Source organism: Streptomyces sp. NPDC048192 (assembly GCF_043202415.1).
GTDB lineage: Bacteria > Actinomycetota > Actinomycetes > Streptomycetales > Streptomycetaceae > Streptomyces.
In genome coordinates this window covers 433263-445959 of the sequence record NZ_JBIDAL010000002.1, presented here as the reverse complement: position 1 = coordinate 445959, position 12697 = coordinate 433263, and the positions used below count along the sequence as shown (strand labels likewise).

Below are 12697 nucleotides of genomic sequence, written 5' to 3'. Positions count from 1 at the left end.
CGCTCCCCGTGACCGGCCCGGTGGTGGCAGGCTGACGAACAAGCACCAGTCCGGGACCGTACTCGAACCATCCGCGCCGTGTCGGACTGCGGTCCCGTGGGAAAGGGACGACCGCGCCATGGCAGACCATCTGGAAGCATCCGTCACTCTGCCGAGCGATCCCGCCTCGGTCTCCGCGGCCCGCACGTACGTCGTGGGCACGCTCGCGGAGTGGGGCCTGCCGTCGGACACCGAGACGGCCGACACGGTGCGGCTCATCGTCTCCGAACTCGCCACGAACGCCGTACAGCACACCTTCGGTCAGTCACCCACCTTCACGGTCGACATCGCCCTGGACCGCGACGAACAGCTTCGCATCGGCGTGACGGACAGTCACCCGCGCTTTCCGAAGAGACTGCCCGCCGCCGTCCAGCAGGACAATGGACGCGGCATGGTCATCATCCGCTGGCTCACCGCGGAGTGCGGCGGCAAACTCCGCGTCCGCCCCACTCGTGAGGGCGGCAAGACGGTGCTCATCGAACTCCCCTGGATCCTCCCGGCGGAACAGACCCGCTAGCCGGGGCGGCAGGGGCACGGCGGCCCTCCGGGCGGCGCGGGGCGGTGGGGAGGCGTGGTCCCGGGGTGCGGTGAGGGGGGTGGGGTTACGGCGTTCGTGCGGCTCGCGCGGCCGAACGGGCGCGTGTGCGGGCCCGGCAAGACGTTCGCGACCGGTGCGGAGTCGCGGCGCACTCCGGGGCGCGGAGGCAGTCGGGGCGCACCGGACGGCGGATCAGTCGCGGTGCGACGGCCGGTGGGCCGGGCCGGTAGGTACGCCGACCGGTGGGCCGGCCGCTTCGAGGGGCGCCGGCGGCCGGCAGGTGGGCGCGTCGGGCCCCGGGCCGCCCGTGGGCTCCAGGCGGGCACCGGGGTGGCGCCGACGGTGCGGGGAAGCGGCCCTCCTGCTGGAGCCGCTCCTCCCTTCACGGCGGGCCGGCCGGCCTGGGCCGGGCCGGGGCAGCCGGCGTCGCCCTGCCGGACCGTCGGGCCGGCCCGCCGTGACGGACCAGGTCAGCCGACCCGGCCGTACCAGACGCTCCTGGTCCAGATCTTCTGGAGCCGCACCACGTCCCCGGTCCTCGGCGCGTGCCAGATCTGCCCGTGCCCGGCGTAGATGCCGACGTGGTAGACGTAGGAGCCCGAGTGGAAGAACACCAGGTCACCGGCCCTGCGGTTGCGGGCGGAGATGTGGTGCGTCTTGTTGTACTGCGCGGCGGCGGTACGCGGCAGCGTCTTGCCCGCCTTCTTGAACGAGTAGAGCGTCAGCCCCGAGCAGTCGAACCTGCGCGGCCCGGTGGCCCCGTACTGGTACGGCGCCCCCTTCTTGGAGGCCGCGATGTGCAGTGCTTTCGTCGCCAGGGTCGCGGCCGAGGCGTCGGTGGCGAGCCCGGGGACCGCGATGGAGCCGCCCACGGCGGCGAGGGTGAGGGCCGAGGCCGTACCGGCCCGGGCCATGAGCGACGGGACACGATTGAGCGCAGTCATGCGCAACCCTTCGTCAGCCGCCTGTGAAGGATGACCTGTCGGATTCGGGCTGGCGAAGTTGCCCGGCCGCGTTGCCGCGGCTTCACCCCAAGGGCTGCTCGGAACCTCCGCCCGGCCGCGGCGCACAGAGGGCTCTGTGACGCGCGGACGGACATCCGTCCCGGCGACCCGTCTTGCTCGGGTCCTCCACTCCTGCCGATCCACTCCTGTCGACCGGTCATCCGGGCGGCGGCAGGACTCGGCGTCCGCCCGGACCGCCCCGCCGCGGTCGGCGGGGGCTTGTCGTCGGACGGGATCTTCACCCACGCCGGTCCGAAAATCCCAACGCATCCGGGAATTTGTGGCGTTACTCACCACTCACCCGTTCGGGTGGACCACGTGACGTTCGAGACATCGTCAGATCCCCGGCCCAGCCCCGGACCTGGGACGAAGCACCCGCCCGCGCACCCCGGACCGGCGCGGAGCGCAAGTCGGGAGGCCCGGAAAGCGATCCGGATATACACCGGTCGGCGGTACGTCGTTCGGGCCGTTTCAACTCCCCTTCCTCCGGCCCCGGTCGACAGACGGGTCCCGTGCGGCCGCTCGGGCGTCCGGATCAGCCGACGCCGTCCGGCGGGAGCGCGACGCGCGCGGTCCGGCGTTCACCGTCCAGCACCCGCAGGGCCCGTGCCAGCGTGTCCCCGTGCAGCTCTGTTTCGCCCCGCTGGTGCATCAGTGCGAGGGCGTCACGCAGCTCTGCGGCCTTGCGCACCAGGGCCTGGGCCGCGCGCAGCCCGCGATAGGTGTCACCGCCGCGCGCGGGATTGACGCGGCCCAGCAGGTCGGCGGTCTCCAGATAACGGTCGATCAGGTCGCCCTCGGCGCGCGTGAGCGCGGGCAGCGGCGGCAGGTCCGGCAGCATCGGCGGCTCACCGCCCGTCCGGTGCGCCGGGCGTGCTCCGCCGGGCGGGCACGATGGCGTCCACCAGGCCGTACTCCACCGCCTCGGGGGCGTCCAGCACCAGGTCCCGCTCCAGGTCGCGGTGGACCTGCTCGGCCGTGCGCCCGGTGTGCCGGACAGCATCTCCTCCGCCAGCGCGCGGATGCGGGCCAGCTCCTCGGCCTGGATGAGCAGGTCGCTCGGCTGGCCCTGCACCGGCTCGGAGAGCCGGGGCTGCGAGAGGACCATGCGCGCGCCCGGCAGGGCGAACCGCTTGCCCGGCGTGCCGGCCGCGAGCAGCAGCGCGGCCTGGGCCGCGGCCTGGCCCAGGCAGTAGGTGGCCACATCGCAACTGACGTAGCGCAGCGTGTCGTAGACCGCCGTCAACGCGCTGAACGTACCGCCGGGGGAGTTGACGTACAGCGTGATGTCCCGCTCCGGAGCCGCGTGTTCGAGGTACATCAGCTGGGCCATCACGTCGTTCGCGGCCGCGTCGTCCAGCGGGGTGCCGAGGAAGACGATCCGGTCCTCGAACAGCTTGCCGTAGGGGTCCAGGGCGCGGGCGCCGCTGCCGGTGCGCTCGGTGAACTCGGGCAGGACGTGACGAGCGGACGCTCGGGACATGGGACACCCCTTCTCTCGTCCGGGTCCCCCGCGGACCCGGCTTCTGTAAAAAATGTACAGGACGTACCTGACGTACGATGGGGGTATGGCCTACGAGATTCCGGTGACGCAAGCCAGGGCTGAGCTCGCCGACCTGATCAACCGCGTGGTGTACGGCGGTGAGCGCGTCGTCGTCACCCGGCACGGCAAGCCGCTGGTCGCGCTGGTGTCGGCGGCCGATCTGGAGCGGCTGGACGCCCTCGAGGAGCAGGCCGGGGAGCAGGTCGTCAGCTCGGTCTCGGGCATCCGCGAGGCCGGTTCCGTCGCGCGCGAACGGCAGCGCTTCGGCATCGCCGCCGAGCACCGGGGTCCCGGCGTCTCCTGACCCGCGCGGGTATCGTCGAGCCCATCGCCGGGTCATCGGTGGATCAAGGTCTGGTTAACGTCGCCGAAACTCCGGCGCTCTACCCTGCCGATCCACGCCATCAGGGGTTCTTCTGCCCGGATCGAGGGCGATCCGGGGATTTGTCTGTGTGTTACACCTGTCCCCGTCGCGATGGCTGCGGCAACCGGGCCCCGCACGGTCCGGAGCAAGGACTGTGAGGTGGGACGTGCAACTGACCCCGCATGAGCAAGAGCGGCTGCTGATCCACGTGGCGGCCGACGTGGCCGAGAAGCGCAGGGCCCGCGGGCTCAGGCTCAACCACCCGGAAGCGGTCGCCCTCATCACGTCGCACATCCTCGAAGGCGCGCGTGACGGCCGTACGGTCGCCGAACTCATGTCCTCCGGCCGCAAGCTCCTCACCCGGGACGACGTCATGGACGGCGTCCCCGAGATGATCCACGACGTCCAGGTGGAGGCCACCTTCCCGGACGGCACCAAGCTCGTCACCGTCCACGAGCCGATCGTCTGAGGGGGCCGCGATGATTCCCGGAGAGATCCTGTTCGCGGACGACCCCGTCGTCTGCAACGAGGGCCGCGAGGTCACCCGCCTGACCGTCCTCAACGCCGCCGACCGGCCGGTCCAGGTCGGCTCCCACTACCACTTCGCCGAGGCCAATCCCGGCCTGGAGTTCGACCGCGCGGCCGCCCGCGGCAAGCGGCTGAACGTCGCCGCCGGCACCGCCGTGCGCTTCGAGCCCGGCATCCCCGTCGACGTCGAACTCGTCCCGCTCGCCGGCGCCCGGATCGTGCCCGGGCTGCGCGGGCAGACGGGGGGCGCGCTCGATGCCTGAGATCTCCCGCGGCGCCTACGCCGACCTCTTCGGCCCCACCACTGGTGACCGCATCCGGCTCGCCGACACCGACCTGCTGATCGAGATCGAGGAGGACCGCTCCGGCGGACCCGGCGCCTCCGGGGACGAGGCGGTCTTCGGCGGCGGCAAGGTCATCCGCGAGTCCATGGGCCAGTCCCGCGCCACCCGCGCCGAAGGCACCCCCGACACCGTGATCACCGGCGCCGTCGTCGTGGACCACTGGGGCGTCGTCAAGGCCGACATCGGCATCCGCGACGGCCGGATCACCGCGATCGGCAAGGCCGGCAACCCGGACACCATGGACGGCGTCCACCCCGACCTCGTCATCGGCCCCGAGACCGAGATCATCGCCGGCAACGGACGCATCCTCACCGCCGGCGCCATCGACGCGCACGTGCACTTCATCTGCCCCCAGGTCGCCGACGAGGCCCTCGCCTCCGGCATCACCACCCTGGTCGGCGGCGGCACCGGCCCCGCGGAGGGCTCCAAGGCCACCACGGTCACGCCCGGCCCCTGGCACCTGGCCCGGATGTTCGAGGCGATGGAGGCCTACCCGGTCAACGTCGGCTTCCTCGGCAAGGGCAACACCGTCAGCCACGAGGCGATGCTCTCCCAGATCCGGGGCGGCGCGACCGGCCTGAAGCTGCACGAGGACTGGGGCTCCACCCCGGCCGTCATCGACGCCGCGCTCACGGTCGCCGACCGCACCGGCATCCAGGTCGCCATCCACACCGACACCCTCAACGAGGCCGGGTTCGTCGGCGACACCCTCGCCGCGATCGCGGGCCGGGGCATCCACTCGTACCACACCGAGGGCGCCGGCGGCGGGCACGCTCCGGACATCATGACCGTGGTCTCGCAGCCCAACGTGCTGCCCAGCTCCACCAACCCGACCCGGCCCTTCACCGTCAACACCGCCGAGGAACACCTCGACATGCTGATGGTGTGCCACCACCTCAACCCGGCGGTCCCCGAGGACCTGGCCTTCGCCGAGTCCCGGATCCGGCCGTCCACCATCGGCGCGGAGGACGTCCTGCACGACCTCGGGGCGATCTCGATCATCTCCTCCGACTCCCAGGCGATGGGCCGGGTCGGCGAGGTGATCCTGCGCACCTGGCAGACCGCCCATGTGATGAAGCGCAGGCGCGGCGCGCTGCCCGGCGACGGACGCGCCGACAACCGCCGGGTACGTCGCTATGTCGCCAAATACACGATCAACCCGGCGCTCGCCCAGGGACTCGCCGCCGAGGTCGGTTCCGTCGAGACCGGCAAGCTGGCCGATCTCGTGCTGTGGGAGCCGGCGTTCTTCGGCGTCAAGCCGCTCCTCGTCCTCAAGGGCGGGCAGATCGCCTACGCGCAGATGGGCGACGCCAACGCCTCCATCCCCACCCCGCAGCCGATCCTGCCCCGCCCGATGTACGGCGCCATCGGCCGTGCCCCGGCCGCCAACTCGGTCAACTTCGTCAGCCCGACGGCCATCGAGGACGGGCTGCCGGAACGGCTCGGGCTCGGCAAGCGGTTCCAGGCGATCACCTCCACGCGCGCGGTGACCAAGGCCGACATGCGGGAGAACGACGCCCGGCCCGACGTCCGGATCGACCCCGACAGCTTCGCCGTGCACATCGACGGCGAACTCGTCGAGGCCACCCCGGCCGCCGAACTGCCCATGGCCCAGCGTTACTTCCTCTTCTGACGGGGGTCGTGATGTCACGGACCGCACTGCTCGTCCTGGCCGACGGGCGCTTCCCCGCGGGAGGGCATGCGCACTCCGGCGGGGCGGAGGCCGCCGTCAAGGCGGGCCGGATCACCTGCGCCGCGAGCCTGGAGGACTTCTGCCGGGGGCGGCTGCACACCGCGGGAGCCGTCGCGGGCGCGCTGGCCGCCGCGGCCGTACTCGGCGTCGGGCCGGGGGAGTTGGACGCGGCGGCGGACGCCCGTACGCCGTCACCCGCCCTGCGGGCCGCGGCGCGGCGCCTCGGCCGGCAGCTGCTGCGGGCGGCGCGGTCGAGCTGGCCGTGCGACGAACTCGACGCGCTGGCACGGAGGTTCCCCAAGGGGGCGCACCAGCCGGTGGTGCTCGGATGCGTGGCGCGGGCCGCCGGTCTCGGACCCGAGGACGCGGCGTACTGCGCGGCGTACGAGAGCGTGAGCGGCCCGGCGACGGCCACGGTACGGCTGCTGAGCCTCGACCCGTTCGACGCGACCGGGGTCCTGGCCCGGCTGGCGCCCGAGGTGGACCGCGTCGCGGACACGGCGGTGGAGGCGGCGCGGAGGGCGCTCGACGAGGGCACCGATGCGCTGCCGGCCGCCTCCGGGCCCTTGCTGGAGGTGGGCGCGGAGTGGCATGCGGCCTGGCCGGTGCGGCTGTTCGCATCCTGAGGGGTCTCGCCCCCGCCGCCAGTGTCCGTCCCATCCCCAGGGGCTCCGCCCCTTCGACCCCGCCAGGGGGCTCCGCCCCCTGCACCCCCGATCGGCCTGAACGGCCTCGTCCTCGAACGCCGGACGGGCTGACCGATGCCGAACCTGGCTGACAAATGGAGCCATTGCCATGCACCTCGACCACACCCACCCCGGACCCGCCGCTCTCAGCGCGGACGCGCGCCGGCCCGACGGATCGCGCCGCGCGCTGCGCATCGGGCTCGGCGGCCCCGTCGGGTCCGGGAAGACCGCCACCGTCGCCGCGCTCTGCCGTGCCCTGCGCGACGAGTTGTCGCTCGCGGTCGTCACCAACGACATCTACACCCGTGAGGACGCCGAGTTCCTGCTGCGGGAGGCCGTGCTGCCGCCCGAGCGGATCACGGCCGTGGAGACGGGCGCCTGCCCGCACACCGCGATCCGCGACGACATCTCCGCCAACCTCGAAGCCGTGGAGGACCTGGAGGACGCGGTCGGCCCGCTGGACCTGATCCTCGTCGAGTCCGGCGGCGACAACCTCACCGCGACGTTCTCCAAGGGGCTCGTGGACGCGCAGATCTTCGTGATCGACGTGGCCGGCGGCGACGACATCCCGCGCAAGGGCGGCCCCGGGGTCACCACCGCCGACCTGCTCGTCGTCAACAAGACCGACCTCGCCCCGTACGTCGGCTCCGACCTCGCCCGGATGGCCGCCGACGCCAAGGCCCAGCGGGCCGAACTCCCCGTCGTCCTCCAGTCGTTGCGCGGCGAGCGGGGCGTCGCCGACGTGGCCGCCTGGGTGCGCGGACGGCTCGCCGCGTGGACGGCGTGACCGCCACCGGCGTACGGGCGGACGCCCGGATCGTCGCCCGCGCCGACGGCCGGGGCGGCACCGCGCTGCCCGTCCTGGAGAGCGACGGCCCGCTGGCCCTGCGCCGCGTCCGGTCCGGCGGCGCCGAGGCGCGGGTCATGGTCGTCGGCGCGATGAGCGGCCCGCTCGGCGGCGACCGCTTCGCGCTCACGGCGCGCGCGGAGCAGGGCGCCCGGCTGCACGTCGGCTCGGCCGCCGCCACCCTCGCCCTGCCGGGCCAGACCAAGGGCGAGGCCCGCTACGACGTACGGCTCGACGTCGCCGACGGAGCCGAACTGCACTGGCTTCCGGAGCAGTTGATCTCCGCCCGGGGCAGCGACCTGCGCGTCGCCACCCGGGCCGAACTCGCCGCCGGCGCCCGGCTCGTGCTGCGGGAGGAGCAGGTGCTCGGGCGGGCGGGGGAGGAGCCCGGGCGGCTCGGCAGCCGGCTGACCGTGCGGATCGCGGGCCGGACGGTGCTGGACCAGGAGCTGGCCTGCGGGCCCGGGGCGCCGGGCGGCTGGGACGGTCCCGCCACGCTGGCCGGGCATCGAGCGGTGGGGCAACTCGTCGTCATACGACCGGAGTTCGAACGGAATCCGGCCGGGCCCGCGGTGCTGGACGAGTGTGCCGCCCTGATGCCGCTGGCCGGTCCGGCGGTGCTGGTCAGCGCCCTGGCGCCGGACGCCCTGCGGTTGCGGCGAGTGCTGGACGCCTCCCTGGCAAGGCTCATGGGTCGAACATGACCATCCGTTTATCGGATTGGTAAAGATGGCAGGCGACCCCTGTTCTCAGGCGGCCCACAGCCGAGAGGATCCCCCACCTGACCACTCGCAGCGATCCTGATGCAGGGGGAGGGGCCCACTTGAGGGAGAACAGACCGAAGAGCCGCCTGATGGCGCTCGGTTCGGCCGGAGCACTCGTCACCGCCACCCTGGTCGCCGGCGCCGTCTCGGCGCCCGCGGCCACCGCCGCCGGCCGTCCGGCGGCGGACCGGGAGGCCAAGGGCGCGGAAATAGCCGCCGCCCGCGCCGCCAAGGCCGGGATCGACTGGCAGGACTGCCCGGCCGACTGGGGGCTGGCCAAGCCCATCCAGTGCGGCTGGGTCAGCGTGCCCGTCGACTACGCCCACCCGTACGGCAAGCAGATCAAGCTCGCCGTCGACCGTATCGGCAACACGGGGACCAAGGAGGAGCGCCAGGGCGCGCTCGTCTACAACCCCGGCGGCCCCGGCGGTTCCGGGCTGCGCTTCCCGACGCGCGTCACCAACAAGAACCCCGTCTGGGCGAACGCCGCCAAGGCCTACGACTTCGTGGGCTTCGACCCGCGCGGCGTCGGCCACTCCGCGCCCATCTCCTGCGAGGACCCGCAGGAGTTCGTGAAGGCGCCGAAGATGGACCCGGTGCCGGACAGCGAGGCGGACAAGCTCGCACAGCGCAAGCTGGCCCACGAGTACGCCGACGGCTGCCTGGAGCGCACCGGCCGCGCCATGCTCCAGCAGATGACCACGCCGAACACGGCCCGGGACCTGGATGTCATCCGTGCCGCCCTGGGCGAGAAGAAGCTCAACTACCTGGGCGTCTCCTACGGCACCTACCTCGGCGCCGTCTACGGCACCCTCTTCCCCGGCCACCTGCGCCGCATGGTCGTGGACAGCGTGGTCAACCCGGCCCGCGACAACATCTGGTACCAGGCCAACCTGAACCAGGACATCGCCTTCGAGGGCCGCTGGAAGGACTGGGAGGACTGGGTCGCCAAGAACGACGCCGCCTTCCACCTCGGCACCACCCGCGACGCCGTCCAGGCCAAGTGGCTCCAGCTGCGCGCCACCGCCAAGAAAAACCCCATCGGCGGAGTCGTCGGCCCGGCCGAGCTGATCTCCTTCTTCCAGAGCGCGCCGTACTACGACTCCTCGTGGGTGCCGGTCGCCACGGTGTTCAGCAAGTACGTCGCCGGTGACACCCAGGCGCTGGTCGACGCCGCCGCCCCCGACATGTCCGACACGGCGGGCAACATCTCCGCCGAGAACGGCAACGCCGTCTACACGGCCGTCGAGTGCACCGACGCCAAGTGGCCCACCAGCTGGCAGACCTGGAACCGGGACAACACCCGGCTCAACACGGACTACCCGTTCATGACCTGGGCGAACGCCTGGATGAACCTGCCGTGCGCCACCTGGCCGGTCAAGCAGCAGAACCCGGTCGAGGTCAGGACCGGCAAGGGCCTGCCGCAGGTGCTGATCGTGCAGTCCACCCGGGACGCCGCCACCCCGTACGAGGGTGCCGTCGAACTGCACAAGCGGTTCCAGGGCTCGCGTCTGATCACGGAGAAGGACGCGGGCTCCCACGGAGTGACCGGCCTGGTCAACCCCTGCATCAACCAGCGCGTCGACGCCTACCTGATCGACGGCAAGCTGGACGGCGCGGACGTCACCTGCACCCCGCACGCCACGCCCAAGCCGTAACCACCGTGTTCCCGCGGTGACGAGGGGCGGCCGGACACTCCGGCCGCCCCTCGTGCCGTGTGTTCAGCTGAGCGGCGCCCTGGGGAACCTGCGCTCCTTGGCGCCTTTCTCCGCCGCCTGCCGCTCCTTGACGACGGCCGCGTACTCGTCGACGTACTCCTGCTCGGACAGGGCCAGGATGGCGTACATGATCTCGTCGGTGACGGCCCGCAGGATCGCCTTCTCGCCCTCCATCCCGGCATAGCGCGAGAAGTCGAGCGGCTTGCCGAAGCGGATGGTGACCGGGTGGATGTTCGGCACCACCTTCCCGGGCGGCTGGGCCTCGAAGGTGCCGATCATCGCGCACGGCACGACCGGCACCCCGGCCCGCAGCGCCATCACGGCCACACCGACCTTGCCCTTGTACAGCCTGCCGTCGTGCGACCGGGTGCCCTCCGGATAGATACCGAGCAGCTCGCCGCGGGCCAGCACCTTCAGGCCCTCCCGGATCGCCGCCTGACCGGCCTCCTTGCCCGAGCGGTCCACCGGGATCTGCCCTGCGCTGCGGAAGAAGAACGCGGTGAGCCGGCCCTTGAGCCCCGGACCGGTGAAGTACTCCGCCTTGGCGAGGAAGGTGATCCGGCGCCCCAGCACCGCCGGCATCAGGAAGTGGTCGGAGAAGGAGAGGTGGTTCCCGGCGACGATCGCGGGGCCGGTGGCCGGCACGTGCTCCAGGCCCTGGATCCGGGGCCGGAAGACCAGTCTCAGCACGGGGCCCAGCAGCACGTACTTGAGCAGGTAGTAGAACACGGCTCGCTCCTCACTTCACCGGCTCCCCTCGGACCCGGCGGCTTGGCAGGTCGGCTCGCCGGCGGCGGGCGGTCGGCCGATGTGCACCTGTCGTCATCTGTAGCCATGTTCGCCCACCGTCATGCTGATGCCGCCGGCCGTGCGCGTCCCGCGGCGGGGCAGGCCTCCGAGACGTCTCAGGAGGCCGGCGACCGCAGGGCGTCCGAGATGGACTTGACGCCGCCGTGCGCGGTCAGCCCGCCGTCGACGGGGATCTCCGCGCCGCTGATGAAGGACGACTCGTCCGACAGGAGGAAGACCACCAGCGGGGCCACCTCCTCCACGGTTCCGGTGCGGCCGAGGGGGGTCTCGCGGATGTTCGCCTCGCGGAACGCGGCCGCGGCGGAGGCGGTCATCGCGGTCTCGATGTAGCCCGGGTGGACGGTGTTCACGCGGATGCCGCGCGGCCCGAGTTCGAGCGCGGCCGCCTTCGACAGGCCGCGCAGCGCCCACTTGCTGCTGGTGTAGGCCACCGGGTAGTGGGCGGTCAGGGCCGCGGAGGAGCCGACGTTGACGACGGACGCGCCGGGCGGCATGAGCGGGGCGAGGTGCTGGATGCCGAGGAGCGGGCCGGTCACGTTGACCGCGTGGACCCGCGCCAGGTCCGCGGGCCGCACCTCGGCGAGGCGGGCGCGCCAGGTGACGCCCGCGTTGTTCACCAGACCGTGCACCCGGCCGTACGACTCCCGCAGCTCGTCGGCGAGTCGGGCCCACTCCCACTCGCTGCTCACGTCGAGCCGGCGGCACCCGGGCGCCTCGGTCACGTCGGTGGCGACGACACGGGCACCCTCCCGGGCGAGGGCCTCGGCCTCCGCCGCGCCCTGGCCGCGCGCCGCGCCGGTGACGACCACCACCTTGCCCCGCAGTCTCCCGGAGCGCGCGCCCGTCACGGCCGCTCCCGGGCACGCCGCCGTCCGGCCGGCAGCGGCACCGGATCGGGGCCGGGGACGACCGTGTTGGTGAGCGTGCCGATGCCCTCCACGGTCAGCGACACCGTGTCACCGGGCCCGAGCGGCGGCGGGGTCCGCTCACCGCGCCGGCCCCACAGCTCGGCCAGGCAGCCGCCGTTGCCGCAGGTGCCCGAGCCGAGCACGTCACCGGGGACGACCCGGGTGCCGCGCGAGGCGTAGGCGGTCATCTCCTCGAAGGTCCAGCTCATGTTGGACAGCAGGTCCCGGCCGACGACCTCGCCGTTGACCTCCGCGGTGAGCCCGAGCCGCAGGAAGCCGTCGGCGTCCCGGTACGGCTCCAGCTCGTCGGCGGTGACGAGGTACGGGCCCAGCGTGGTGGCGGTGTCCTTGCCCTTGCACGGGCCGAGGCCGACCTTCATCTCTGCGGACTGGAGATCCCTGGCCGACCAGTCGTTGAAGACCGTGTACCCGATGATGTGGTCGCGGGCCTGCCCGGGGGCGAGGTCGCGGCCCTCGCGGCCGACGACGGCGCCGACCTCCAGCTCGAAGTCGAGCACGGCCGAGCCGGGGGGCACCGGGATGTCGTCGTGCGGGCCGTGGATCGCGTGCGGGTTGGTGAAGTAGAACACCGGCGCCCGGTACCACTGCTCGGGTACGCCCGCGGCGCCGTCGACGGACCGCCGCACGCCCTCGACGTGTTCCTCGAAGGTGACGAAGTCCCGTACCGACGCGGGCTGGAGGGGCGGCAGCAGACGCACCTCGGAGACGTGCGGGCCGGGCGGCCCGGCGAGGGCGGCGGCGCCGGTGCCGAGGAGAGCGGGGAGCCCGTCCCCCGCGGCGACCGCCTCGGTGAGCGAGCGGACGCCCGGCACCGGGTACAGCACCCCCTCGTCGTCGACGACCGCGAGGCGGGGCTGGTCGTGGTGGGTATAGGCGGCGAAGCGCATGAG

14 protein-coding genes, 1 pseudogene and 1 riboswitch are annotated in these 12697 nt (G+C 72.9%); of the genes and pseudogenes, 9 read left to right on the top strand and 6 right to left on the bottom strand.

Annotated elements, in window-relative coordinates; translation table 11 throughout:
- Positions 1–118: 118 nt before the first annotated feature.
- Positions 119–556, top strand: a complete 438-nt coding sequence (locus ACGFZN_RS04910) for an ATP-binding protein (RefSeq protein ID WP_393857047.1) — start codon at positions 119–121, stop codon at positions 554–556.
- 491 nt (positions 557–1047) lie between these two features.
- Here ACGFZN_RS04910 and ACGFZN_RS04905 read toward each other — a convergent pair whose 3' ends face one another.
- From ACGFZN_RS04905 to ACGFZN_RS04895, 3 genes and pseudogenes are all read right to left on the bottom strand, one after another.
- On the bottom strand, positions 1048–1521 hold the full coding sequence (locus tag ACGFZN_RS04905; protein WP_393857046.1) for a C40 family peptidase: 474 nt from the start codon (positions 1519–1521) through the stop codon (positions 1048–1050).
- Positions 1522–1524: 3 nt separating this feature from the next.
- Positions 1525–1654, bottom strand: a riboswitch (cyclic di-AMP (ydaO/yuaA leader).
- Between the two features lie 462 nt (positions 1655–2116).
- Positions 2117–2422 (bottom strand): hypothetical protein, encoded by a 306-nt coding sequence (locus tag ACGFZN_RS04900; protein ID WP_393857045.1) that lies wholly within the window; start codon positions 2420–2422, stop codon positions 2117–2119.
- Between the two features lie 7 nt (positions 2423–2429).
- A pseudogene (locus tag ACGFZN_RS04895) lies at positions 2430–3064 on the bottom strand (ATP-dependent Clp protease proteolytic subunit).
- An 85-nt stretch (positions 3065–3149) separates the two neighbouring features.
- Between ACGFZN_RS04895 and ACGFZN_RS04890 the strand changes: the two are divergent.
- From ACGFZN_RS04890 to ACGFZN_RS04855, 8 genes are all read left to right on the top strand, one after another.
- On the top strand, positions 3150–3428 hold the full coding sequence (locus ACGFZN_RS04890; protein WP_393857044.1) for a type II toxin-antitoxin system Phd/YefM family antitoxin: 279 nt from the start codon (positions 3150–3152) through the stop codon (positions 3426–3428).
- A 226-nt stretch (positions 3429–3654) separates the two neighbouring features.
- Entirely contained in the window at positions 3655–3957 is a 303-nt protein-coding gene (locus tag ACGFZN_RS04885; RefSeq protein ID WP_330341389.1) for an urease subunit gamma, read from the top strand.
- Between the two features lie 10 nt (positions 3958–3967).
- Positions 3968–4279 (top strand): urease subunit beta, encoded by a 312-nt coding sequence (locus tag ACGFZN_RS04880; protein ID WP_330341390.1) that lies wholly within the window; start codon positions 3968–3970, stop codon positions 4277–4279.
- Positions 4272–5993 carry an urease subunit alpha gene (locus tag ACGFZN_RS04875; protein WP_393857043.1) on the top strand — a complete coding sequence of 574 codons (1722 nt, stop codon included), beginning with the start codon at positions 4272–4274 and terminating at the stop codon, positions 5991–5993. The genes ACGFZN_RS04880 and ACGFZN_RS04875 overlap by 8 nt, the downstream gene beginning before the upstream one ends.
- An 11-nt stretch (positions 5994–6004) precedes the next feature.
- Complete coding sequence (locus tag ACGFZN_RS04870) at positions 6005–6679, top strand: urease accessory protein UreF (RefSeq protein WP_393857042.1); 675 nt, start codon at positions 6005–6007, stop codon at positions 6677–6679.
- A gap of 169 nt (positions 6680–6848) precedes the next feature.
- Complete coding sequence (ureG, locus tag ACGFZN_RS04865) at positions 6849–7526, top strand: urease accessory protein UreG (RefSeq protein ID WP_393857041.1); 678 nt, start codon at positions 6849–6851, stop codon at positions 7524–7526.
- The gene (locus ACGFZN_RS04860; protein WP_393857191.1) at positions 7523–8290 is read left to right on the top strand and encodes an urease accessory protein UreD; all 768 of its coding nucleotides are present in this window, start codon (positions 7523–7525) and stop codon (positions 8288–8290) included. Before ureG ends, ACGFZN_RS04860 begins: the two co-directional genes overlap by 4 nt.
- A gap of 149 nt (positions 8291–8439) precedes the next feature.
- Positions 8440–10008: an alpha/beta hydrolase gene (locus ACGFZN_RS04855; RefSeq protein ID WP_393857190.1), complete on the top strand. Its 1569-nt coding sequence runs from the start codon at positions 8440–8442 to the stop codon at positions 10006–10008.
- Between the two features lie 63 nt (positions 10009–10071).
- On the opposite strand, the gene ACGFZN_RS04850 is transcribed toward ACGFZN_RS04855, so the two are convergent.
- From ACGFZN_RS04850 to ACGFZN_RS04840, 3 genes are all read right to left on the bottom strand, one after another.
- A complete protein-coding gene (locus tag ACGFZN_RS04850) occupies positions 10072–10797 on the bottom strand; it encodes a lysophospholipid acyltransferase family protein (protein ID WP_393857040.1) in 726 nt (241 codons plus the stop codon).
- Between the two features lie 176 nt (positions 10798–10973).
- Positions 10974–11726 carry an SDR family NAD(P)-dependent oxidoreductase gene (locus ACGFZN_RS04845; protein ID WP_393857039.1) on the bottom strand — a complete coding sequence of 251 codons (753 nt, stop codon included), beginning with the start codon at positions 11724–11726 and terminating at the stop codon, positions 10974–10976.
- On the bottom strand, positions 11723–12694 hold the full coding sequence (locus ACGFZN_RS04840; RefSeq protein ID WP_393857038.1) for a fumarylacetoacetate hydrolase family protein: 972 nt from the start codon (positions 12692–12694) through the stop codon (positions 11723–11725). The genes ACGFZN_RS04845 and ACGFZN_RS04840 overlap by 4 nt, the downstream gene beginning before the upstream one ends.
- Positions 12695–12697: the final 3 nt, after the last annotated feature.

Coding starts and splice junctions, on each gene's coding strand:
- ACGFZN_RS04905 (WP_393857046.1), bottom strand. CDS start 1,521: ATGACTGCGCTCAATCGTGTCCCGTCGCTCATGGCCCGGGCCGGTACG.
- ACGFZN_RS04870 (WP_393857042.1), top strand. CDS start 6,005: ATGTCACGGACCGCACTGCTCGTCCTGGCCGACGGGCGCTTCCCCGCG.
- ACGFZN_RS04890 (WP_393857044.1), top strand. CDS start 3,150: ATGGCCTACGAGATTCCGGTGACGCAAGCCAGGGCTGAGCTCGCCGAC.
- ACGFZN_RS04855 (WP_393857190.1), top strand. CDS start 8,440: ATGGCGCTCGGTTCGGCCGGAGCACTCGTCACCGCCACCCTGGTCGCC.
- ureG (WP_393857041.1), top strand. CDS start 6,849: ATGCACCTCGACCACACCCACCCCGGACCCGCCGCTCTCAGCGCGGAC.
- ACGFZN_RS04910 (WP_393857047.1), top strand. CDS start 119: ATGGCAGACCATCTGGAAGCATCCGTCACTCTGCCGAGCGATCCCGCC.
- ACGFZN_RS04840 (WP_393857038.1), bottom strand. CDS start 12,694: ATGCGCTTCGCCGCCTATACCCACCACGACCAGCCCCGCCTCGCGGTC.
- ACGFZN_RS04880 (WP_330341390.1), top strand. CDS start 3,968: ATGATTCCCGGAGAGATCCTGTTCGCGGACGACCCCGTCGTCTGCAAC.
- ACGFZN_RS04900 (WP_393857045.1), bottom strand. CDS start 2,422: ATGCTGCCGGACCTGCCGCCGCTGCCCGCGCTCACGCGCGCCGAGGGC.
- ACGFZN_RS04875 (WP_393857043.1), top strand. CDS start 4,272: ATGCCTGAGATCTCCCGCGGCGCCTACGCCGACCTCTTCGGCCCCACC.